Below are 21,894 nucleotides of genomic sequence, written 5' to 3' on the forward strand. Positions count from 1 at the left end.
ACCTCCTTTTTTATTAAAACCTACTCAATCCCTTCAATCCGGTCTTCAACTTCTTGGTACAACTCGCGGAGGCGATCTAAATTCTCTTCGCTAGTCTCCCAATAACCGCGTCCATTCACTTCCAATAAAGTTGATACAACTTTGCGGAAAGAATGGGGATTAAGGTTCATCAACCGTTTTTGCATTTCTTCATCTTTGATGAAGGTTTCATTGGTATCTTCGTAAATCCAGTTATCCACAGCGCCGGCTGTCGCACTCCAACCCATTGTATTTACCAACCGCTTGGAAAGTTCGCGCACACCTTCGTAACCGTGAGATAGCATTCCTTCGTACCATTTGGGATTTAATAATTTAGTACGAGCATCTAAGCGCACGGTTTCCGATAATGTCCGCACTTGAGCATTAGCTGTGGTGGTATCTGCAATGTAAGATGCTGGTGTTTTACCATCACCCCGCAAACTTGCTACCAACTTAGTAGGATCTGAGTCGAAGTAGTGGGAAACGTCCGTTAAGCTAATCTCGGAAGAATCGAGATTTTGGAATGTTGCATCAGCAGTTTTCAAAGTGCTTTCAAAAATCTGCCGGGATTCGTCCATAATTCCGGGGTTATCGGAATTGAAGGCGAAGGATTTCCGCTTCAGGTACATTTCTTGTAATTCGGCTTCGCTATCCCAGGTGCTGTTTTCAACCGCCAAGTTAATATTTGACGAGTAGGAACCGGAAGCATTGGAGAAGACGCGGGTTGCTGCTTGACGCAGGTTAATACCCATTTCCTCAGCTTGTTGCAAAGCGTGTTTGCGGACAAAGTTCATATCTAAGGGTTCGTCTATCTCCGCCGCCATTTTCACGGCTTGATCTAGCAGGTTCATTTGGTTGATAAACAAGTCGCGGAATACGCCAGAACAGTTGATCACAACATCTATTCTCGGCCTGCCTAACTCTTCTAAGGGTATCAATTCTAACTTGTTCACGCGTCCCAAGGCATCGGGAACGGGTCTTACACCAACCATCCACATGATTTGGGCTAGTGATTCCCCGTAGGTTTTGATGTTATCGGTTCCCCAAAGTACACAGGCAATGGTTTCCGGCCATTTACCGTCATTTTCGGCTTTGTTTCTTGCCAATAGCCGATCCACAACGATTTTCGCTGATTGTACCGCCGCAGTCGTGGGTATGGATTGGGGGTCAAGGGCGTGAATGTTCTTACCTGTGGGTAATACATCGGGGTTGCGGATGGGGTCGCCACCGGGGCCGGGTAGGATGTATTCGCCTTCTAAGCCTTTGAGTAGTCCACCGAGTTCATTATCTGCACAAACTTGTTGTAAGCAGAATTCCAAATACTCAAATAATGGCTTTAAGGCGGCGTTATCAACTTTGGTATAGCCGGATTGATGTAATGATTCTACCCAAGGTTCTTTTTTGCCCATGTTGAAGAAATTCAACCGGGAAACCAGGGAAACGCGACCTTCTGCGTCGGTTTGCTCTTTTACCAGAGCGCTAACTGCGGCGCGGGTGGCTAAGGTGATGTCTTGCAGTAGCTGGACATCTTCTAAAATGCCTTTGTCGTTATTGTGGTAAATATCGTCAATGTTCCGCCCAATGCTGTTGGCGATAATGCGGGGTAAGCTGAGAATTTCTTCTTCTTGACGATCTAAGCTAGCGATGTTGACAAGAGTTGCGATCGCTTCTTCGGCTGTGGGTGGTTTACCAATAATATGCAATCCACAAGGTAATAACCGGGATTCAATTTCCATCAGCTTGCGGTAAACGCTGCCAACAATATTATCCCGTTCATCTTCGGTCATATCCTTGGCATCAGTTTCGGGCAAGTCGATATCCTTATCCAGGTTCACCATCCGGCATTTATCCATGATGGAGTTAACAATGGGGATACCTCTTCCTGTATCTTTCAGGGTTTGGTAAGAAGCAATCAACTCGCTGAGTTCTTTCAACCCCTTGTATAAACCAGCATTTTCTGCGGGCGGTGTCAGGTAAGAAATTGTCTCGGCATAGCTGCGGCGCTTGGCAATTGTCGCTTCGCTGGGGTTATTGGCTGCGTAGTAATACAGGTTAGGAATTGTGCCAATTAGTTGGTCTGGATAACAATCACCAGACATCCCCATTTGCTTACCGGGCATAAATTCCAAGGAACCGTGAGTACCGAAGTGTAACACGGCATCAGCTTGCCAAACTTGCTCTAAATAGGTGTAGTAAGCAGCAAAACCGTGGTGCGGGCTAGCGGAACGGGAGAATAACAACCGCATCGGGTCGCCTTCATAACCAAAGGTAGGCTGAACGCCGATGAAGACATTGCCGAAATGCTTACCATAAATCAGCAGATTTTGCCCATCGCTGTTGAGATGTCCGGGAGGTGGGCCCCAGTTTTCTTCTAGGCGTTGGGAGTACGGTGTCAATGCTTCGTATTCAGGCACTGACATTTTATAGGCGATGTTAAGCTCTGGGCTAGCGTACTGTGCTTGAGCATCGTGGATGACTTCTTGCATCAGCGCTTCGGCGGATTCCGGTAATTCCGGTAAATCGTAGCCGTTATTTTTGAGCGCTTTCATCACCTCATAAATGGAACCGAACACATCTAAATATGCGGCGGTACCCACATTCCCTTTATCAGGGGGGAAACTGAAAACGGTAATGGCAACTTTTTTATCTAGTTTGGGTTTGCGGCGGAGATTTGCCCATTTTAAAGCGCGTTTGGCGACTACTTCCACACGGTCTTGGAGTGCGATCGCTTTTCCGGTAGCACCATCTCTACCTGATAAAATGATCGGTTCAATTGCTCCATCCAATTCCGGTATGGCAATTTGCAAAGCTACTTGAATTGGATGTAACCCTAGTTCGCTATCCATCCACTCTTCGGTGGTTTGGAAGACTAACGGTAAAGCTACCATGTAAGGGCGATTTAAGCGCTTGAGTGCGTCAATAGCTTTGGGATGATCTTGTCTAGCAGGGCCACCTACCAAAGCAAACCCAGTCAAAGAAATTACCGCATCTACTAAAGGTGTATTGGTAGTTGGTTCGTAAAAGTAAGCATCCACAGGCTTGGAGAAATCCAAACCACCCGCAAATACTGGTAGTACTTTGGCTCCTAGGGATTCTATCTCCTGCACGATCGCTACATAGTGAGCATCATCCCCTGTAACTAGGTGAGTGCGTTGCAATACCAAACCCACACAGGGAGCTAAAGGATCTTTGAGATTCTTGGATATATCCTTACGGGCTGTGTACCAATTGAGGTATTCTCTCACATCCTCAAACATACTCGGAGCCAGGGGATGCCAAATTCCCATATCTGGGTAAACCACTGGCGCTTCATAAGTTGTCGATGGCAGATTGGCTTTATCCACACCTTTTAATACATATTTATCAGTCAGCATCAGCAAGAAGTTTTCCAGGTTTTCTGGTGAACCTCCCAGCCAATACTGAAAACTGAGCATGAAATTGCGAGCATCTTGTGCTTTGTCCATTGGCAGAAACTTCAGCACTTGTGGCAAAGTTCGCAGCAATTTCAACATCCCATCTTGGAAGCCTGCACCGGATTTTTCCTTGCGCTTCCGCATGAACTGCGCGATCGCACTCTTGGATTGACCCAATTGTGCCAGAGAAAAGCTACCCATTTTGTTGAGGCGCATAACTTCTGGCATCGAGGGGAAGACAACAGCAACATCTAAGCGATCGCGATGTGGTTCTACGGCTGTTACTACTTTCTGTGCTAAGTCTTCAATAAAGATCAGTGAGGCAATAAATATATTGGCACTCTCAATCTCCCGTTTGAACTCCTCGTAGTTCTCTGGATCTCGGAGTTCCTCAATCAAGTACCCGCTGATTTCTATCGCTAGGTTGGGATTATTGGCGTTAATTGTGCGGACAGCTTGCGACAATGCACTTTGGTACTGGGACTCAAGCACGACATAGACCACCTTGATTAAATTACGTCCGCGTAAATTATCAGGCGCAATATGTCTGATGGTGGACTTGACGTGGGTGAACATGCAGATAGGCTCCTTTGATGCGCGTTCTCTACTAGAAGTTCATCACGGCTGATGCTGCCGTTCGTAACTTCAATTTATTTTTACGAATATGAATTTTTTTTATCAGAAAACGCCTACCAAATGGTAGTTTTGTCGTCTAACTGACACAAATCGATAAACATAATGACATATTTCTTTGCAGATATTGCTTTTACATAGGAGTGTTTGCTACACTGATTGTTAAAAAATGTAAAGCAATACCTGGGCGGCACTAATTATTGCGTCGTGGAAGTGCCTGCTATTTAACTATAGAGTCATCTTATTACTATCATTTTAAATCACTATCTTTCAGACAAAAAATTATTTTTTCAGCAAGCGATCGCAAAGAAGTTGGAGAATGGTAGTCTGTAGTACAGAATTTATGATTGAATAACATTAGGTCGCGCAGAATTATCAGCAATTTATTTAATAAATCACTTATATTTTTGTTGATAAAAATTTGCTGTGTTAGCTTTCAACTTGTCCTACCGTAAAAGCGATCGCCAAAATATTTAACCTTCCTGCACCATCCAAACCAACATCCCCAATAATATTTCCACTGGGGGAACAGTATAATCATGGAAATCGATAGTCAGTGTTTGTCCTTCTAACTTTAAAAACCGCCAAGCTGTGCCGCTGCTAACACTCCCATAAATTGCTTTAGTTGGTATATTATTAGCATCATTGAATTTTTGTGCCGCAATCATTTCTGCTGCACATTGCCCTAAACCTGGTTTTAAATCACCTTTTTTCGCTTCAATAATTACGATTACAGGCGCTTCAATAAATATTTGTTCGGGTGAGCGGCTAATCAAAAAATCACATACTCCACTTAAGCCTAACTCCGGTGCTACAGTAAAATCCTCACCCGAAAAAAAGCTGATTTTACGTTCTAGAATTTTCCTAACTTCTACAAGAATAGGACTAATAATTAACTCAGAGCGAGCTTTTTCTGAACCCGTCGCTGTTGCTAAGGGTAGCCCTTCGCTTAATGCTTCTTTGAGGTAAAGACTAGGTTTTATCGGCTGGGTTTCGGGTAAAAACCGTACACCTTCAACTGTAGTTAAATTAAAGTCGCGCTTGACTTTTGATAGTGAGAAGTCGCTATAAGACATTACCAAGAAGTATTAATTTAAGATTATTGATTTTATCGTAGCTATAGCTAAATACAGTTCAGTTAGGAAAATTAATTGATAACAAAACCAAAAAACTAGTACAACAAGGCAAAAGTAAAAAGAAAGAATACTTATACTGCGGGAGCATCCCAAATGTGTAAAAACATATTTTGTCATTGCGAGCGTAATGAAATGAAGCGAAGCAATCGCAGCAGCTAGACTTTGCGGTTGCTTCATTCCGCTTCGCTCCATTCGCAATGACTAGTTTGAAGTTGATAAATTTGCAAAATTGGGATGCTCCCTATACTGCCAGATTTTTCCCCATTTGAAATGGGTGGTTTATTTACGCCGTGCTGTACTAGTTATTCAACAAAAAAACAGAATAATAATTTTGGAGGGGGTTTGGGGGACGCAACCGTCACCCAATCGGGGGTTTGGGGGAGAATCCCCCAATTATTCTAGCTTCTTTAATAAGTGACAAATCAATGGCTAATAAGCTTAAATGAACTGTATTGTACTATGGCTGTTTTGTTATCAATAGTAGCTAAAAGCAGATTTAATCTCACAATCTCAAAAGTTTTCCAACAGACGGATATATGAAAAAAGCCTGCATTAGCAGGCTAAAAATTCTGATTTTTCGTAGTTTGCAGAGATTCCCTAATTCAAATTCATACGCGAAACTCCGTCTCTTCCGCTTTACCCATTTTTCTTCAGAGTAATTTTTACCTAAACCCTACCTTAGCTAGATGCGTGAGTATCGAAACCGAATCCTCAACAGACGTAGCCAACGCAACCACAGCAGCGAAGGTTGCTCAAAGAAAGTGAAAATGTCGCCGAAACCTTGGTTTGTTTTTTGATGGTGTAGCCAATGTCTCTCAGGAGTAGTAATAAATAGAATTTGACACAAAATAATTATAGGTTTTGGAGTCTCCCAAGCCAAAACACTTATGTGTCTCCACCAAACATGAAACTGTCCCAAAAGTAGCCCAGAAATTACACCAATTGGGGAGAAAGACCACAAAATTGCAGCCATAATTAAATATGGCAAAGCACCCAGCACACCATCTAATAAAACTTCAGGATTTAAAGTCAAAATTGCATAGTGGCGGAAATCTTTCTTCCAAGAATGATGCGTTTTCAGGTGGAGGCTACCAAAAACATGCTCGGGTATGTGGTAAACGAAAGTTGAAAGGAAATCACCAAAAAATAATAATAGCCAAGCTACAGCGATAGCCTCAAGCATTTGCACTCCTCACATCTAGTTAAGAAAACTCCAAAGAACAAACTGTACATCTCATATTTAAGATGTAGATGCTACTCACGCAAGCTACAGAAAGATGATAGTTACTTAAAAATAGGTAACTACTAGTTCAATTCTGATTATTTGCACGGTTTTACTAATTAACTTCGCAACACAGCGTTATCTGATTTTTTGATAGTTTCGTCTGTCTCAACTGCATTTTGCTTTTCTCAAAATACATGCATGAGAAGTTGCAGTTTCATCCATTTAATGTTCTATAGGCATTGCACACTAACTGCTTAAAGCCTGTCACCTGGATTTTTGGTCTAAGTATATGATGCTTATACATCTAAAGATCTATCGGATTTACGTATTTTAGCATATTGACCCCATAATCTTCTTATGAAGGCTTTCACCATTAGCAAAGGTTGAGTTAAAATCGGTAAAAATTTAGGTTAAGGCGTTCTCTTACCGCTTTTTTGTGAGGCTATTCGTTGTAAACGCAGAGTTTTGCGGAATTTGATTAGTAACAAACTTGTAAATTATGTAATTAATCCGGAGCAGATTACGTGATTAATTTTAACCAGTACAAGGTTTTAACTTTCGATTGTTATGGCACTTTAATAGATTGGGAAAGTGGAATTTTAGCAGCATTTAAGCAATTTTTGACTAAGCACAAGCAGAATTTAGATGATGAAACAATTTTGCAGCTTTTTGCACAATTTGAGTCAGAAATTCAAAAAGGAGAATATCTCACGTATAAAGAAGTTCTGAGAAAAGTAGTTGAAAGATTTGGTGAGCAATTTGGATTTGCACCTAATAGCGAAGAATTATACTCTCTAAGCAATTCAATTAAGAATTGGCTACCTTTCCCTGATACGGTAGAGGCGTTAAAATCTCTGAAACACCATTTTAAACTGGCAATTATTTCTAATGTAGATGACAATTTATTTGCTGATTCTACAAAACACTTAAAAGTTGATTTTGATTGGATAATTACAGCGGAGCAAGTAAAGAGCTACAAACCTGCTCTGAATAACTTTAAAGCCGCAATCCACAGAATTGGGATACCTAAAGAACAAATATTGCACGTTGCTTGTAGCGTTTATCATGACATTATTCCCGCCCAATCTTTAGGAATATCAACAGTTTGGGTTAACCGCAGAACCGGGAAAGACGGCGCTGGTGCTAACTTACCAGTATTTGCTCAAGCTGATTTAGAAGTTCCAAATTTACAAACCCTAGCTAATTTGAGTATGAATAAATAAGGAGCGATCGCAGTAAATAATTGACTAAAAAATATTAATTTAACGTAGGGTGTGTTATGCCGTAGGCTAACGCACCTGAATTTTTTGTTCTGCGTCGGTGCGTTGCGCTGCGCGACAATATATTTCAATATTATTTTAAGTTGTGAACCAGCTTAACCAAGCATCCCAATTTTGGACAATACTGGCAAATTCTGCATAACCAGCTTCTCTGGGATGCGCGCCATCATTAGCTTTGGCTTCAGCTAACCAAATAGATGAATTAACTAAAGTAGAAAACACATCCAGATAAGGAATATCAAGTTCACGACAAACTAAAGCAAACTGCTGAGATTGATGAGCAATTTGTTGGTTTCTCTGTTCTTGATTTTCATCTCCACAAGGTGGTGGCCCTACCATTAAAACCGGATAAAGCTGCTTGGCTTCACTTAAAATAGTGTGAGTATTGTCTAGAGATTCTGTTAAGTCAATTCCTTGCTGCTTACCAGTCCATCCCGAATCATTTACGCCAAAAGAAAATACAACTCGACCGTCATATTCCGAAGCCAAGCGATAGGAAACTTCTTTTCGCCAACGTTGCTTGAGAAATCGGCTAGTTTCAGCTCTCACGCCTAAATTATAGTAAGTAATCTCATATCCTCTTTGATGAGCATTGGCGCATACTCTACCTGTCCATCCTAGAAAATCAGGATCGCCTATGCCATTAATAAAAGATTCACCGACGAAACAGATGCGGATTTCTTTTGGTTCGGATTGTAATTTTGACATTACCGTAGTGATGCAAAATATGCAAATTATTTTAAATAAAAATACATAAAAAAAGAGGCAGATTATTCTACCTCTCTGGGGGAAATCAATAAACTAAGTAATGATTCCCCAAGATTAATTCAGCTTGCAAGCTTTAGTATCTGCTGGGTTTGTGAACGATGAAGCTGAGTACTTGGCACTGCTTGATGTTGTCAAAACCTACAACACGGATATAGCAGTTGCTATATTGAGAACGGCAAGACTGAACTTCATTTAGTACTTCTTGAGTGGACTTAGCGCCAAACAAAGGCAGCTTCCACATTGTCCAGAAAAATTCGGTTGGCTCAGAATTTTCGTTAAACTCAACTGCTGGGATATAACCTTGATTCAGGATGTACTGAATTTGCTTGGCAATTTGCGCGTCAGACAGGGGAGGTAAGTAAGAAAGGGTTTCGTAACGACGCTCTTTTGGTAAAGTTTGCATAGCTGTTGATAATGGGTTGCGATTTTTACTAAGTTGGTCGGCTAACTGGATAAGTTATCCAAGTTCGTATCTGAGCTTGTTTGCTGTTCTGATTGTAGACTGGGGTCTGATGTATCTATTTGAGTGATGCGTTCTAGATGCTGGCGACGCTGTTCCATATTGCCTTGCTGAATGCCAGTACGAACCATTTCTGGTAAAAAATCTGCGATTTCCTCAGCAAGATGTTCTCTAACAGTCATGATCCGCAATGCTAAGTCTGGCTTTTCCTTTAACAATTGGGCAATATATGACTCTCCATCCTGAATTTTGCCAGCGGAGAAGTTATGTAGCCAAATTGCCAATGGAGGATTAGTTTCGCCTAGCTGTGCCAGTACCGTCCTTAGTGCCTGATAAGTCAGGTAACTTTGGATAGTCTTGGCTGTGTCTTTCGCAATTTGTTTTAGATTCATGCTTGACCCCAGCCTTATAAAGTATGAAGTATGAAGGATAAAGGACGAAATAATGGAGGTAATTTAACTCCAGCCTCTATCCATACCACTTTCAGCCTTTATCAGACGGTATCCATTGCCTCGAATTCAAACTTGATTTCTTTCCACAGTTCGCAAGCAACTGCTAGTTCAGGAGACCACTTAGCAGCTTCACGGATAACATCGTTACCTTCACGAGCCAAGTTACGGCCTTCGTTACGAGCTTGGATACAAGCTTCCAAAGCCACGCGGTTAGCGGTTGCACCTGGTGCGTTACCCCAGGGGTGACCAAGAGTACCACCACCGAATTGTAGTACGGAGTCATCACCAAAGATTTCTACTAGTGCGGGCATGTGCCATACGTGGATACCACCGGAAGCAACTGCCATTACACCAGGCATAGAAGCCCAATCTTGGGTGAAGTAGATACCGCGAGACTTGTCTTGTTCAACATAGTTTTCGCGCAACAGGTCAACGAAGCCCATTGTGATGCCGCGTTCGCCTTCCAATTTACCAACAACTGTACCAGTGTGGATGTGGTCACCACCAGACATCCGCAGGGTCTTAGCCAAAACACGGAAGTGAATACCGTGGTTCTTTTGACGGTCGATTACAGCGTGCATCGCACGGTGAATGTGCAATAGAATACCGTTATCACGGCACCAACGAGCCAATGTGGTGTTGGCGGTGAAACCTGCGGTTAGGTAGTCATGCATGATGATGGGCATTTTGAGTTCTTTAGCAAACTCAGCCCGTTGCAACATTTGTTCGCAGGTGGGGGCGGTAACGTTTAGGTAGTGACCTTTGATTTCGCCAGTTTCAGCTTGAGCTTTGTGGATAGCTTCTGCAACAAACAAGAAGCGATCGCGCCACCGTTGGAATGGTGCAGAGTTGATGTTTTCGTCGTCTTTGGTGAAGTCCAAACCACCACGCAAACATTCGTATACAGCACGTCCGTAGTTTTTAGCAGACAGACCTAATTTGGGTTTGATTGTACAACCCAGCAAAGGACGACCGTATTTGTTTAATTTGTCACGCTCAACTTGGATACCGTGTGGAGGGCCTTGGAAGGTCTTCAAATAAGCAACAGGAATCCGCAAGTCTTCCAGACGCAATGCCCGTAATGCTTTAAAACCAAATACGTTACCTACAATAGAGGTCAACATATTGGTTACGGAGCCTTCCTCAAACAAATCTAGAGGATAAGCAACGTAAGCGATGTACTGGTTGTCTTCACCAGGAACGGGTTCGATGTCGTAGCAACGACCTTTGTAGCGGTCTAGGTCGGTGAGCAAGTCTGTCCATACGGTGGTCCATGTACCTGTAGAAGACTCAGCAGCTACAGCAGCACCAGCTTCTTCGGGTGGAACTCCAGGTTGGGGAGTCATCCGGAAAGCGGCCAGAACATCTGTATCTTTAGGTGTGTAATCAGGGGTGTAATAAGTTAGTCTGTAATCTTTAACCCCAGCTTGATACCCAGCTTTAGACTGAGTCTTCGTTTGCGCGTAAGACATACTTTATCCTTCCAAGAAGTCACACTTTATTGCTTGCAAATCACGCTGGGTGCAATTTCCCCCACCCGCTCTTTCCCCCTATAAGCGGGGGGAAGCTCAAGAAAATTTTTTTGTTAGGGGTTGTCTATGGCAAAGGGTAGTGGTTTCGGTTTAGGAACATTTGGTAACCTATCCAAGACATGATTACCAACTTCCCTTAGAGATTCACACAACTGTGTGCTTCTAATCTTCCTCTTTCCCAGGCATATAAGTTCTTTTTATCTCTTTGTCTCACTCTTCTAATAAGTTGCCTGGCCAAATTTACCCTGCTGTTCTGCAAGGACGGCTTATACCCATTTTTCCTAAAGGAGGATCTAGGTATTTGGGTTGTTTCGCACATAAATCTGGTGCTTTCCTCATAAATTCAGGAAATGCTCAGACTTATTTGGCTTTGGTGGGTTTAGAGGAATGGTGAGCGCAAGACAAAAATTGCACACCACGTAATTTGTAGCTTGTCTCACAATATATCAAGAAATCAATAAGTTATACTTTGAAACTTTTTAACTTATATATTTAAATTTGTTATTACATAAAGTTTTAAACATTTTGTTAAGAATAGTTTACAAATGATCCCTTGAGGCTGTAACGGGAATGGGTAATGGGTGATGGGTGATGGGTAACTGAGAAGACAAACACCAAACACCAAACACCAAACACCCAACATCAAATACCCAATTCCTGAGAAAAATTGCTACAGGCGTTTGAAAAACACTTGTTAGGGGAACACTGAGATTAATCCCCAGCCAATTTCAGCGACAGATATCTTTAGCGGTGGGAAAAAGGAATATCAATCTTTGAAAACCCTTTCCCTGACTTCTGTAAGCAGCCTAATGGCTTGGGTACTGTCACTAAAGGGAATGTCACCGTGGTATTTTTTTATAAGCGTACTAATGTATTGATTAGTTCTATCCTGGCGGGATTAATCGTGCTGCCGAGTATTGGAATCGTCGCCTTGACAAATCCAGTCAGAGCGCAAAAAACTGCAAATCCTGCTCCAACACAAAAAAAACCGGAAACTAATTCATCTAAACCAACTCCTGCTTACCCTGCTTCTGCGCCACCTCCGCGAGTAGACCCATTACCAGATCAACGAGAATTACAAGAAAATGCAATAGAAACTGATTACCGTGTAACTAACTTGTTGGGAGATGTTACAGGCAATCTTTGGGTAGCTTCTTGGCGAGGCTTGTCGCATATTGACCCCAAAACAGGTAAAATATTGTCGCGCGTTAGTTTACCTAATGTGGCTATTAGTGCTTTAGCCCAAGATAAAGTAGGGCGTATCTGGGTAGGGAATTATGAGGGACTAATCCGTGTCGAACCCCGCACCAGCGAAATCACCGCGCAAAATTTATTTTTGCCCTCCAAACGGGTGTTATCACTATTAATTGACAAGCGGGGTTATTTGTGGGCAGGTACTGATAACGGTTTAGCCTTAATTAGCCCTGATCAAGGCTTAATTATGACCACGTTAAAAAATTTGCCCGGTGTTAGCGCCAACGCCCTAACTTTGGATGCTGATGGTCATTTGTGGGTTGGCACTTTAGATGGGCTGATCAGAGTGAATAGTGCAAATGCTTTGATTATGAAGCGGATTGCTGATTTACCTGGCTCAACCGTGCAAGCTTTAGCTATTAGTCCAGAAGGGCTAATTTGGGCAGGAATGCCGAATAATTTGCTAGTAATTAACCCGAAAACAGGTGCTGTGTTGCGTTCTGTGACTCGCCTACGTGGGCGTAATGTGACGGCAGTGCGTTTTGCCCAAGATGGTAGTGTTTGGATCGGTACTAACAATGGTTTGTTACGATTAAATCCAAATACAGGAGCTGTATTAGACCAAGTTGCAGGGCTTCCTTCTAGCCGGGTACTTGCCCTTGCACCTGATATTGCCAATAAATTATGGATTGGCACTAGCGAAGGTCTAGCTTGGTTAATGCCCCAGGTGGGTACAGCAAAGCCCCATTTGGCTTTTAGTCGTGCTGTGAAGTAGGGGGCTGGGGACTGGGGACTGGGGACTGGGGACTGGGGATAAGAAAAGAAGAATTGCTGATTTTACTGTTTCCTTGCAACTCTAATCTCTAATCCCTAGGCTCTAACCAATAAATGTTAACTTTTAACTTTAGCCTCTCATCTCTAAACTCTAGTCCCTAACCTTTAACATCTAAACCTCTGTTGAAAATGGTAGTTACCACCCAAAAATTAATTCAATGGAAACAACAAGGACGCTCAATTGTAGCGTTAACCGCTTGGGATTATGCGATCGCACAACTGCTCGATGCAGCTGGGGTAGACTTAATCCTGGTTGGGGATTCTATGTCTGTAATTCTTGGGTATGAAACAACGCTGCCAATTACTCTAGACGAAATGCTATACCACGCTAAAGCAGTGCGCCGTGGTGTAAAGCGGGCTTTGATAGTGGTAGATTTACCATTTTTGACCTATCAAGAAAGTCTGCAACAGGCTATGCATTCGGCTGGGTCGGTACTTAAGGAAACGGGCGCACAAGCTGTCAAGTTGGAAGGTGGCTACCCGGCAATGGTAGAAACGATCGCACGTTTGGTGCAAGCTGGTATTCCCGTTATGGGTCATGTGGGTTTGACTCCCCAATCAGTTCATCAACTTGGGTTACGACAACAGGGTAAAACCCAAGAAAGCGCAGAGAGAATTTTAAATGAAGCGATCGCTCTCGAACAAGCAGGTGTATTTGCGATCGTGTTAGAGCATATCCCCACCGATTTAGCATTGCAAATTACGCAAAAACTCAGTATTCCCACTATTGGTATTGGTGCAGGGATTCACTGTGATGGTCAAGTATTAGTTACTTCTGACGTTCTGGGGCTTGCAGAAAGGCATCCACCTTTTGCGAAAGTTTATACTAATTTGCGAGATACCATCACTCAAGCTGTACAAGACTATGCGCTAGAAGTGCGAGAGCGAAAATTTCCTTCTTAAATAGGAACTAAATAATAAGCTTTGGGAAAGGTGCGTTACACTTTGTTAACGCATCCTACATGGCTGGGATTTTTTCATAAATTAGGCAAGTTCAAAGTTTTGTAGTTGCTTCAGTGATTAGCGAATGATAGTTTTAGCTAGAAGTTGCTTAGACAAAAAAATAGTAATTGCAGATAGATGTACAGCAACAGGCACCGCGAAAATTAATCAACTGCACGCATTCGCCGGTAGATTGCCATCACAACATCAGCAATTACTAGATATAGCTTGAGAGGAAATAAAGATAATAAATAAGTTGTTGGAAATAAAAGAAACTAGATTACGAAATGTCAATAGACTTGCAATTCTTACCAATGACTAATGACAAATAACAGCCTTAACTAGTTATCTTGAATTCCACCGACCTATTTAATTGGTTTGAGCAATTTCAAACAAACTTATATTGATTAAGAAAATAAGCAATAAGGTAGATACAATCGTCTTTGCCAGACAGATGAGAATCTGTATACTACTACATAGTTGCATAAATAAATTTCAGATTCCCAACAGTGCAAAAGCCTATAATTCAGTGCTTATGACTTACTCTGTAGCGGCACTAGACTTTGATGATTAGTCTTAAAATTTAGGGAAAATTGCATGGATGTTGGATTTGGATGTGATCAATTTTCAGTAAGCAGAGTAGCCAACTCCTCCAAATCCATCAATTGACAAAACAAACCTAAACTAGAGTAGTTTTAGAGTAACAGCATTAAGTTGCTTAACTCTTGGTGGAATGGTACAAGTGATTCTTTAAGAAAATAGGTTGGGTACGTCTAAAAATTGAAGAATCATCTTTTCTCGAGCGAAGACAGATTCATTTCTCTGGAAGTATCAATTCTATTCTTAATGGGAAGATTGCAACCTTTAATTTTGCAAATCTGCGTATCTTTGTTCGAGACGAAAATCAGGTGCAGGCTCTAACTTGAGCCATTGTTTACGTTTAGTCTTATTCTTGAGAATATTTACATAATTATCAGCATAACGGAAAGCTGATGCACGGTCATAAGCAGCAATAGCTACGGCTTGGGAAAATACCTTTGTGGGGATTTCGTAGCCTGCAAATTTTTGCAATAAAACTAACAAATCTTCTTCAGTTACAGGTAAGGAAACTTCTTCTACCTGTTCGGGTTCGTTAAATATTTCTTCATTTAGCGCTTTGGACATTGAGTACCTCCCCAAAAGCATAAGATGCAAAACCTGTGATGAAATTTAGCTGTTGCTCACGAGTCTGTAGATTTACTGGGAGTTCATTACTAGAACATCCAATCTCCCGTAAAATTTCCAAGCAATAAGCACTCAGTTCAGGATATGAAGCTCGTTCCCAATTTCGAGCCACCTCTTTCGCTTTCTCCAGGTTGACTCGAATCACCGTCATTACAGGGCTTGTCATAAATCTACCCTCCTTTTCTGGATATCGTCATTTTGCTCGGAACGACAAATCCATGTAACCGTGTTATTGCGGAATTTCTCTAGGGGGGCTAGGGGAATATCAGGGTATTTACGGTTTAGTTTTAGTGGCTATCAGTTGAGGGATCTCTATGTTTTTACACACAATTCATACATAGAGATTATTGTCATACTTTATAACAGAGAAAGGGTTGTAGCGAATAATAATTTATATTCTCTTAATAATGACGTGTGTTTACTTACATTTACTTAAGTGTGATTACGTAAAAAAGTGAGGGCAGAACTAAGGGAGATCTAACGAAAAAACCTACGTTTTTTTCCGTTAAAAAATATTGCATTAGGGGTGAGTAAGCAATATTTAACGGCAACTCCCCTTAGTTGAGGGTCATTCTCGAAGCCGAAAAAAATTATGGTACACAAAGGGGGAGATTGTCGATACTACTTAGGTGAGATTGCGGGAAAATACAGCGATCGCCTACAACAATGTCAGTATTCCCAATTTTCGCCATAAATCACCATATTTATGGCGGGGGATCGCTTTATTGAAAGCAGAGGATAAGACACTTCTTCCCCATGCTCAAAAAACTCTATAACCTCGGGGGTGGAGTTTTTCATTGTGATTTGGGCTAATACTAATACTTGTCGGTGAAGGACAAAAGGGGAAAAGGGGCAAGAAAAAACCTTTAACCCTTACCCTTTCTCCTGCGGAGACGCTACGCGTAGCTTGCTTAAGCGCAGGGGTACACCTTTTCCCAAACCAAATTAAGAGTTTAAAATCCTTAACTGAGCAGTATTGGGGCTAATACTACTACTTAAGAAAGACGTGAAGACCGATCCAGCTAGTTGTCACGCTTTTCTTACAATGACTTTATTAGAACTAATCTAAATTCCCTTTACCATCAACACTTAGCAAGGGCGGATGAACCGTTGTTTGCGGGTGCTAATTATCCCCTCTGTGTCTAGAGTGGTTTCTCCAAAAGCCTATGCAACCTACTAATCCCAACCAATTTACAGAAAAAGCCTGGGAAGCGATCGCCCACACCCCAGATATCGCTAAACAATATCAGCAACAACAGATAGAAAGCGAACACCTAATGAAAGCGCTGCTAGAACAAGAAGGGCTAGCTAGCGGGATATTTACCAAAGCAGGTGTGAATCTGCAAAGAATCCGCGATCGCGCCGAACAATTTATTCAACGTCAGCCTAAGGTATCCGGTAGCAGCACTTCTGTCTACTTAGGACGCAGTTTGGATACACTTTTAGACCGGGCGGACGGTTATCGTAAAGAATTTAAGGACGATTTTATTTCTATTGAGCATCTGTTGCTCGCTTATGCCAAAGATGACCGCTTTGGTAAAGGTTTATTCCAAGAATTTGGTTTAGACGAAGGCAAACTAAAAAATATTATTAAACAAATTCGGGGGAGCCAGACAGTGACCGACCAAAATCCAGAAGGTAAATACCAATCACTGGAAAAATACGGACGTGATCTTACAGAAGCGGCTCGTAAAGGTCAACTAGATCCGGTGATTGGGCGCGATGATGAAATTCGCCGCACTATTCAAATTCTCTCTCGCCGGACTAAAAATAACCCCGTACTGATTGGTGAACCTGGTGTAGGTAAAACTGCGATCGCGGAAGGATTAGCACAGCGAATTGTCGCTGGTGATGTACCCCAGTCTCTCAAAGACCGGAAGCTGATTGCTTTAGATATGGGTGCTTTGATTGCAGGGGCGAAATTCCGGGGTGAATTTGAGGAACGTTTAAAAGCGGTATTAAAAGAAGTTACCGAATCCGGCGGCAATATAGTTTTATTTATTGATGAAATTCATACTGTTGTTGGCGCTGGTGCAACTCAAGGCGCAATGGATGCGGGTAACTTATTAAAACCGATGCTGGCTAGAGGTGAATTGCGTTGTATCGGGGCGACAACTTTAGATGAGTACCGCAAGTACATCGAAAAAGATGCAGCTTTAGAAAGACGCTTCCAGCAAGTTTATGTCGATCAACCCAGCGTAGAAGATACCATCTCTATCCTACGGGGATTGAAAGAACGCTATGAAGTTCACCACGGGGTAAGGATTTCCGATAGTTCTTTAGTGGCTGCGGCGACGTTATCTAGTCGTTATATTAGCGATCGCTTTTTACCAGATAAAGCCATCGACCTAGTAGACGAAGCCGCTGCGCGATTAAAAATGGAGATTACCTCCAAACCAGAAGAATTGGACGAAATTGATCGCAAGATTCTGCAACTGGAAATGGAAAAGCTATCTTTGCAAAAAGAAAGCGATGCAGCTTCTCGCGAACGTTTGGAAAGGCTAGACAAAGAACTGGCAGATTTCAAAGAAGAACAAAGAACCCTCAATGCTCAATGGCAATCTGAAAAAGATATCATCAATAAGATTCAGGCTGTCAAAGAAGAAATTGACCGCGTTAATCTAGAAATTCAGCAATCAGAAAGGGATTACGACCTCAATCGAGCTGCGGAATTAAAGTATGGGAAGTTAACCGACTTACATCGCCGACTGGAAGCCACAGAAAGCGAACTCGCACAAGCCCAAGGAACTGGGAAATCACTGCTGCGTGAGGAAGTTACGGAAGCGGATATTGCGGAAGTGATTTCTAAGTGGACAGGAATTCCTATTAGTAAGTTGGTGGAATCCGAAAAAGAAAAACTGCTACACCTAGAAGATGAACTCCACAACCGAGTCATTGGACAAGAAGAAGCAGTAACAGCCGTAGCCGATGCAATTCAGCGATCGCGTGCTGGTTTAGCAGATCCTAACCGTCCCATTGCTAGCTTTATTTTCCTTGGCCCCACAGGTGTCGGTAAAACCGAGTTAGCCAAAGCCTTAGCAGCATATATGTTCGACACTGAAGAAGCTTTGGTGCGGATAGATATGTCCGAATACATGGAAAAGCACGCAGTGTCGCGCTTAATTGGTGCGCCTCCGGGATACGTTGGTTATGAAGAAGGCGGACAACTGACAGAAGCAATTCGCCGTCGTCCTTATGCAGTAATTCTCTTTGATGAAATTGAGAAAGCGCACCCCGATGTGTTTAACATCTTCCTGCAAATTCTCGATGATGGTCGTGTCACTGATGCCCAAGGTCATACAGTAGACTTCAAAAATGCAATCATCATTATGACTAGCAACATCGGTTCCCAGTACATTCTTGATGTCGCTGGCGATGATGCGCGTTATGACGAAATGCGTCATCGGGTAATGGAAGCTATGCGGAATAGTTTCCGTCCAGAGTTCCTCAATCGCATTGACGAATTAATTATCTTCCACAGCTTGCAGAAGCGGGAATTACGGCAAATCGTCTTGTTACAAGCAGATAGACTGCGTCAAAGACTTAGCGATCGCAAGATGTCCTTGCGGCTCTCTGATGCTGCTCTTGACTTTTTAGCAGAAGTAGGATATGATCCTGTATTTGGAGCACGTCCACTGAAGCGAGCAATTCAGCGCGAGTTAGAAACACAAATTGCTAAATCTATCTTGCGTGGCGAATTCAACGATGGCGACTCTATCTTTGTCGATGTCCAAAATGAACGCCTTTCTTTCAGCCGCTTACCTGTTGAAGTGTTTAGTAGCTAATTTAGCAAGTCTCACAAAACAGCGCAGCGAAAAGTCTGAGCGGATTTTCTCTGCTCAGACTTTTCCATAAAAATAAAACAAAGTATTGAATAAGCCATTAAGCCGTACAGAATTACTGAAGAATTGGCAATTGTCGTCCGCACTTTACTAGCTGGACTGTGAAATACCCTACATTTATCTTTGAAAGTAGAAGGTTAAAATGCAAAAATTATTTCTTGTATGCCTTTATGTTGGGTCAGTTACTGGACGGACGTTACAGAATTATTAAAGAATTAGGCGCTGGTGGCTTTGGTCAAACCTTCATCGCTGAAGATACTAAGCTGTACAATACCCAGTGCGTCGTCAAGCTACTTAAGCCATTAGCAACTGACCCAATCACTTTGCAGGTAGCTAGACGGTTATTTGAATCAGAGGCGCAACTGCTACACAAATTAGGTACTCACGACCAAATACCTCAATTACTGGCTCATTTTGAAGAAAATCAAGAATTTTATCTTGTTCAGCAATTGATTGCAGGACATCCTCTAAGTGATGAACTCACACCCAGAAAGCAGTTAAGTGAAGCCTATGCGATCGCTCTATTAAAAAATATTCTGCAACCTTTAACCTTTGTCCATCAAAATCAAGTCATTCACCGAGATATCAAACCGCCTAACTTAATTCGTCGCAATGGTGACGGTAAGATAGTCCTGATTGACTTTGGGGCAGTCAAACAAATTGCTACCCAGTTAGTCAATGCTCAAGGACAAACTCGAATGACTGTGAGTATTGGCACTCCTGGCTATATGCCCAGCGAACAGAGTCGGGGTAACCCTAGATTAAGCAGTGATATTTATGCTGTGGGGATGATTGGCATTCAAGCCTTAACAGGATTAATGCCCCACCAATTACAAGAAGATGTGCAGACAGCAGAAATTATTTGGCGGCCTTTAGTATCAGTCAGCCCACAGTTAGCAGATGTCTTAGATCAGATGATTTGCTATGACTTTCGTCAGCGATATCAGTCAGCAGCAGAAGCTTTAGCCGCAGTTCAACAGTTACAAAATCCCTACATCCCACCAACCCAGCCTTTACCTCCACAAAGTGACAATTCCACAGTACCGCTATACTCCCCACCACCCCCAGTTCCACCCCAATATCGTCAAGAAATTTTTGCGCCACCTCCACCTGCAACTCCTAAAACAGCACCAACCCAACCCTCTCAAGTAGAAAGTGACAATTCCACAGTACCGCTATACTCCCCACCATCCACAGTTCCACCCCAATATCGTCAAGAAATCCCTGCGCCACCTCCACCTGCAACTCCTACAACAGCACCAACCCAACTCTCTCAAGTAGAATGGGATTTTTATTCGCAGTGGGTGCTAGCTAATATAGGCGGATATCTTGGCGGATTGTTCTTGGCATACTATACATATAGGCCATTCGGTATTAGTTTCTCACTAATTATGTATAGCCTTTGGGGATTATTAGTGGGAATTTTACAATGGTTAGTCTTGCCGCAAAAACTTTCCCTATCTTTATGGTCATGGATATTAGCGACTACTCCAGCATTTTCCTTGGTAGTTGTATTTGTGAGACCGGGGGAATTTATTGCTAACTTTCTTCAATATTCTCAATTTTCATATACATCCCCATCCTCATCTTATACATTCACATTTATTGTGGCCATATTCCTATTGTTGCCTACATTATCTGGATTAATAGTTGGTATTGGGCAATGGTTCTTGCTGCGACGACTAGTGAACAAAGCTGGTTGGTGGATATTAGTAAATGCTATATGTGGTGGTTTCTGTGGTGTTACTTCGGGAGCAGTGTTAGTTTGGTTACTACGCCAGCCAAAAAGTCAAAACAATGGGTAAATTTTTGACGTTGCTCAATTAAAATGTAAAATCACAAAATTCTACTTATTTAGCTTGTTTTCTTATTGTATTGAAGTTTTATTAATGCTTATCCATACTAACCGGAATACACTTGTGTTCCTATGTAGGCTTTAATAGATCAAAAATTACAATTAAAGGAGCTAAGTTTTTATGTCAATACAACAGGTGAATGCCTTTTATGAACTACTGATATCTGAGCCTGCAATTTATGATCAATATCAAAACAAGTGCTGTAGTCAAGGCTTTTTCGGCAGTTGTCATTGGGATAAAAGTAAAATTGTGAGGTTTGCAGCGACTCACGGTTACAACTTCAATGAAAACGAGTTAGACCAAGTATGGTTTGAAACAGAGTCTAATTATGCTGATGATTCGTTGAATTTAGCTTAGTAAGGAAATTTTTCCTAATATTTAAATTTGATCCCAGCTTGCACAGGCGAACTGGTTTTATTTGGCTATACCCCAAAAGGATATTGTTTGGAAAATGAGAATTGGTAGAAGACGCTTTCCTCTATCTAGAAAGCGTCTTGCTATGAAATTACCTAAAAGAACGAATCAGGTTGCTTTAAAAACTCTATTTCCTCTGGAGTTGAAGGTCGTCCTAAAATACTATTGCGATGGGGAAAACGCCCAAAACGCTCGATTATTTCCATGTGGCGAAAGGCATACTTAATAGCACCAGCACTTTCAGGATCATCACTAATTTGCTGAAATAGCTTCACACAACGGCGCTGATCCTCTAAATTTTCACTATGTTCAAAGGGTAAATAGATAAACCAGCGCTGTACAGGCAAAAATTCGCGATCGTAGTGTCTCGCCACCGCTTGCTGTGCTGCTGAAAGCGCTTCCCAGTCAGTAGCAAAAGCTTCGGGAGTACCGCGAAACATATTCCGGGGAAATTGATCTAGCAGCAAAATCAAAGCTAGACAAGTTTCTGGTAAATCTACCCAATCATCTAAATATCCCGCTGCTGCTTTTTGGTAATCTTTCAGAAAACGGTTGGTCATTTCCCGATCAAAATCTGGTGTTTTGCTAAACCAAAAAGTCTGAGGTTTACCATAACCAGGTTCATCAGGATGACCAAACCAGAATTCCAAAATAGCTTTTGCCTGTGACAT

General features: G+C 42.1%; 17 protein-coding genes. 7 read left to right on the forward strand and 10 right to left on the reverse strand.

What is annotated here, in order from left to right; translation table 11 throughout:
* Positions 1–20 precede the first annotated feature (20 nt).
* The 3 genes from AACU25_RS01960 to AACU25_RS01970 form a co-directional block, all read right to left on the reverse strand.
* On the reverse strand, positions 21–4,007 hold the full coding sequence (locus AACU25_RS01960) for a magnesium chelatase subunit H (RefSeq protein WP_096573674.1): 3,987 nt from the start codon (positions 4,005–4,007) through the stop codon (positions 21–23).
* 530 nt (positions 4,008–4,537) lie between these two features.
* Positions 4,538–5,140, reverse strand: a complete 603-nt coding sequence (locus tag AACU25_RS01965; protein ID WP_096573675.1) for a hypothetical protein — start codon at positions 5,138–5,140, stop codon at positions 4,538–4,540.
* A gap of 742 nt (positions 5,141–5,882) precedes the next feature.
* The gene (locus AACU25_RS01970; protein WP_096573676.1) at positions 5,883–6,383 is read right to left on the reverse strand and encodes a sterol desaturase family protein; all 501 of its coding nucleotides are present in this window, start codon (positions 6,381–6,383) and stop codon (positions 5,883–5,885) included.
* Between the two features lie 566 nt (positions 6,384–6,949).
* Here AACU25_RS01970 and AACU25_RS01975 point away from each other — a divergent pair.
* Positions 6,950–7,648: a haloacid dehalogenase type II gene (locus AACU25_RS01975; RefSeq protein WP_096573677.1), complete on the forward strand. Its 699-nt coding sequence runs from the start codon at positions 6,950–6,952 to the stop codon at positions 7,646–7,648.
* Positions 7,649–7,783: 135 nt separating this feature from the next.
* Here AACU25_RS01975 and AACU25_RS01980 read toward each other — a convergent pair whose 3' ends face one another.
* From AACU25_RS01980 to AACU25_RS01995, 4 genes are all read right to left on the reverse strand, one after another.
* The gene (locus AACU25_RS01980; protein WP_096573678.1) at positions 7,784–8,413 is read right to left on the reverse strand and encodes a GDSL-type esterase/lipase family protein; all 630 of its coding nucleotides are present in this window, start codon (positions 8,411–8,413) and stop codon (positions 7,784–7,786) included.
* Between the two features lie 133 nt (positions 8,414–8,546).
* A complete protein-coding gene (locus tag AACU25_RS01985; protein WP_096573679.1) occupies positions 8,547–8,876 on the reverse strand; it encodes a ribulose bisphosphate carboxylase small subunit in 330 nt (109 codons plus the stop codon).
* Between the two features lie 41 nt (positions 8,877–8,917).
* A complete protein-coding gene (rcbX, locus tag AACU25_RS01990) occupies positions 8,918–9,325 on the reverse strand; it encodes a RuBisCO chaperone RbcX (RefSeq protein ID WP_096573680.1) in 408 nt (135 codons plus the stop codon).
* A gap of 101 nt (positions 9,326–9,426) precedes the next feature.
* On the reverse strand, positions 9,427–10,857 hold the full coding sequence (locus AACU25_RS01995) for a form I ribulose bisphosphate carboxylase large subunit (RefSeq protein WP_096573681.1): 1,431 nt from the start codon (positions 10,855–10,857) through the stop codon (positions 9,427–9,429).
* A gap of 874 nt (positions 10,858–11,731) precedes the next feature.
* On the opposite strand from AACU25_RS01995, the gene AACU25_RS02000 reads away from it, so the two are divergent.
* Complete coding sequence (locus tag AACU25_RS02000; RefSeq protein ID WP_096573682.1) at positions 11,732–12,886, forward strand: two-component regulator propeller domain-containing protein; 1,155 nt, start codon at positions 11,732–11,734, stop codon at positions 12,884–12,886.
* 188 nt (positions 12,887–13,074) lie between these two features.
* The gene (panB, locus tag AACU25_RS02005) at positions 13,075–13,848 is read left to right on the forward strand and encodes a 3-methyl-2-oxobutanoate hydroxymethyltransferase (protein WP_096573683.1); all 774 of its coding nucleotides are present in this window, start codon (positions 13,075–13,077) and stop codon (positions 13,846–13,848) included.
* Between the two features lie 903 nt (positions 13,849–14,751).
* Here the strand turns inward: panB and AACU25_RS02010 are convergent.
* Together AACU25_RS02010 and AACU25_RS02015 are read right to left on the reverse strand one after the other, a co-directional pair.
* Positions 14,752–15,051, reverse strand: coding sequence for a hypothetical protein (locus tag AACU25_RS02010; RefSeq protein WP_045869246.1), 300 nt, complete (start codon positions 15,049–15,051; stop codon positions 14,752–14,754).
* A complete protein-coding gene (locus tag AACU25_RS02015) occupies positions 15,032–15,277 on the reverse strand; it encodes a hypothetical protein (RefSeq protein ID WP_045869245.1) in 246 nt (81 codons plus the stop codon). Before AACU25_RS02015 ends, AACU25_RS02010 begins: the two co-directional genes overlap by 20 nt.
* 469 nt (positions 15,278–15,746) lie before the next feature.
* Here AACU25_RS02015 and AACU25_RS02020 point away from each other — a divergent pair, with 469 nt between their 5' ends.
* The 4 genes from AACU25_RS02020 to AACU25_RS02035 all read left to right on the forward strand — a co-directional run bounded on the left by AACU25_RS02020 (position 15,747) and on the right by AACU25_RS02035 (position 21,166).
* Positions 15,747–15,887, forward strand: coding sequence for a hypothetical protein (locus tag AACU25_RS02020; protein WP_190445551.1), 141 nt, complete (start codon positions 15,747–15,749; stop codon positions 15,885–15,887).
* Between the two features lie 390 nt (positions 15,888–16,277).
* The gene (gene clpB, locus AACU25_RS02025) at positions 16,278–18,896 is read left to right on the forward strand and encodes an ATP-dependent chaperone ClpB (protein WP_096573684.1); all 2,619 of its coding nucleotides are present in this window, start codon (positions 16,278–16,280) and stop codon (positions 18,894–18,896) included.
* A 227-nt stretch (positions 18,897–19,123) separates the two neighbouring features.
* Positions 19,124–20,758 carry a serine/threonine-protein kinase gene (locus AACU25_RS02030; RefSeq protein WP_096573685.1) on the forward strand — a complete coding sequence of 545 codons (1,635 nt, stop codon included), beginning with the start codon at positions 19,124–19,126 and terminating at the stop codon, positions 20,756–20,758.
* A 171-nt stretch (positions 20,759–20,929) separates the two neighbouring features.
* On the forward strand, positions 20,930–21,166 hold the full coding sequence (locus tag AACU25_RS02035) for a Nif11-like leader peptide family natural product precursor (RefSeq protein WP_096573686.1): 237 nt from the start codon (positions 20,930–20,932) through the stop codon (positions 21,164–21,166).
* 152 nt (positions 21,167–21,318) lie between these two features.
* Here the strand turns inward: AACU25_RS02035 and AACU25_RS02040 are convergent, their stop codons facing one another.
* Positions 21,319–21,894, reverse strand: a complete 576-nt coding sequence (locus AACU25_RS02040) for a DUF924 family protein (protein WP_096573687.1) — start codon at positions 21,892–21,894, stop codon at positions 21,319–21,321.

It is taken from the genome of Tolypothrix tenuis PCC 7101, from assembly GCF_963874875.1.
Classification (GTDB): Bacteria; Cyanobacteriota; Cyanobacteriia; order Cyanobacteriales; family Nostocaceae; genus Aulosira; species Aulosira tenue.

What these genes read in the sequence shown, in the direction of transcription:
- AACU25_RS01960 (WP_096573674.1), bottom strand. Translation starts at nt 4,007, where the DNA reads ATGTTCACCCACGTCAAGTCCACCATCAGACATATTGCGCCTGATAAT.
- AACU25_RS01965 (WP_096573675.1), bottom strand. Translation starts at nt 5,140, where the DNA reads ATGTCTTATAGCGACTTCTCACTATCAAAAGTCAAGCGCGACTTTAAT.
- AACU25_RS01970 (WP_096573676.1), bottom strand. Translation starts at nt 6,383, where the DNA reads ATGCTTGAGGCTATCGCTGTAGCTTGGCTATTATTATTTTTTGGTGAT.
- AACU25_RS01980 (WP_096573678.1), bottom strand. Translation starts at nt 8,413, where the DNA reads ATGTCAAAATTACAATCCGAACCAAAAGAAATCCGCATCTGTTTCGTC.
- AACU25_RS01985 (WP_096573679.1), bottom strand. Translation starts at nt 8,876, where the DNA reads ATGCAAACTTTACCAAAAGAGCGTCGTTACGAAACCCTTTCTTACTTA.
- rcbX (WP_096573680.1), bottom strand. Translation starts at nt 9,325, where the DNA reads ATGAATCTAAAACAAATTGCGAAAGACACAGCCAAGACTATCCAAAGT.
- AACU25_RS01995 (WP_096573681.1), bottom strand. Translation starts at nt 10,857, where the DNA reads ATGTCTTACGCGCAAACGAAGACTCAGTCTAAAGCTGGGTATCAAGCT.
- panB (WP_096573683.1), top strand. Translation starts at nt 13,075, where the DNA reads ATGGTAGTTACCACCCAAAAATTAATTCAATGGAAACAACAAGGACGC.
- AACU25_RS02010 (WP_045869246.1), bottom strand. Translation starts at nt 15,051, where the DNA reads ATGTCCAAAGCGCTAAATGAAGAAATATTTAACGAACCCGAACAGGTA.
- AACU25_RS02015 (WP_045869245.1), bottom strand. Translation starts at nt 15,277, where the DNA reads ATGACAAGCCCTGTAATGACGGTGATTCGAGTCAACCTGGAGAAAGCG.
- clpB (WP_096573684.1), top strand. Translation starts at nt 16,278, where the DNA reads ATGCAACCTACTAATCCCAACCAATTTACAGAAAAAGCCTGGGAAGCG.
- AACU25_RS02030 (WP_096573685.1), top strand. Translation starts at nt 19,124, where the DNA reads ATGTTGGGTCAGTTACTGGACGGACGTTACAGAATTATTAAAGAATTA.
- AACU25_RS02035 (WP_096573686.1), top strand. Translation starts at nt 20,930, where the DNA reads ATGTCAATACAACAGGTGAATGCCTTTTATGAACTACTGATATCTGAG.
- AACU25_RS02040 (WP_096573687.1), bottom strand. Translation starts at nt 21,894, where the DNA reads ATGTCACAGGCAAAAGCTATTTTGGAATTCTGGTTTGGTCATCCTGAT.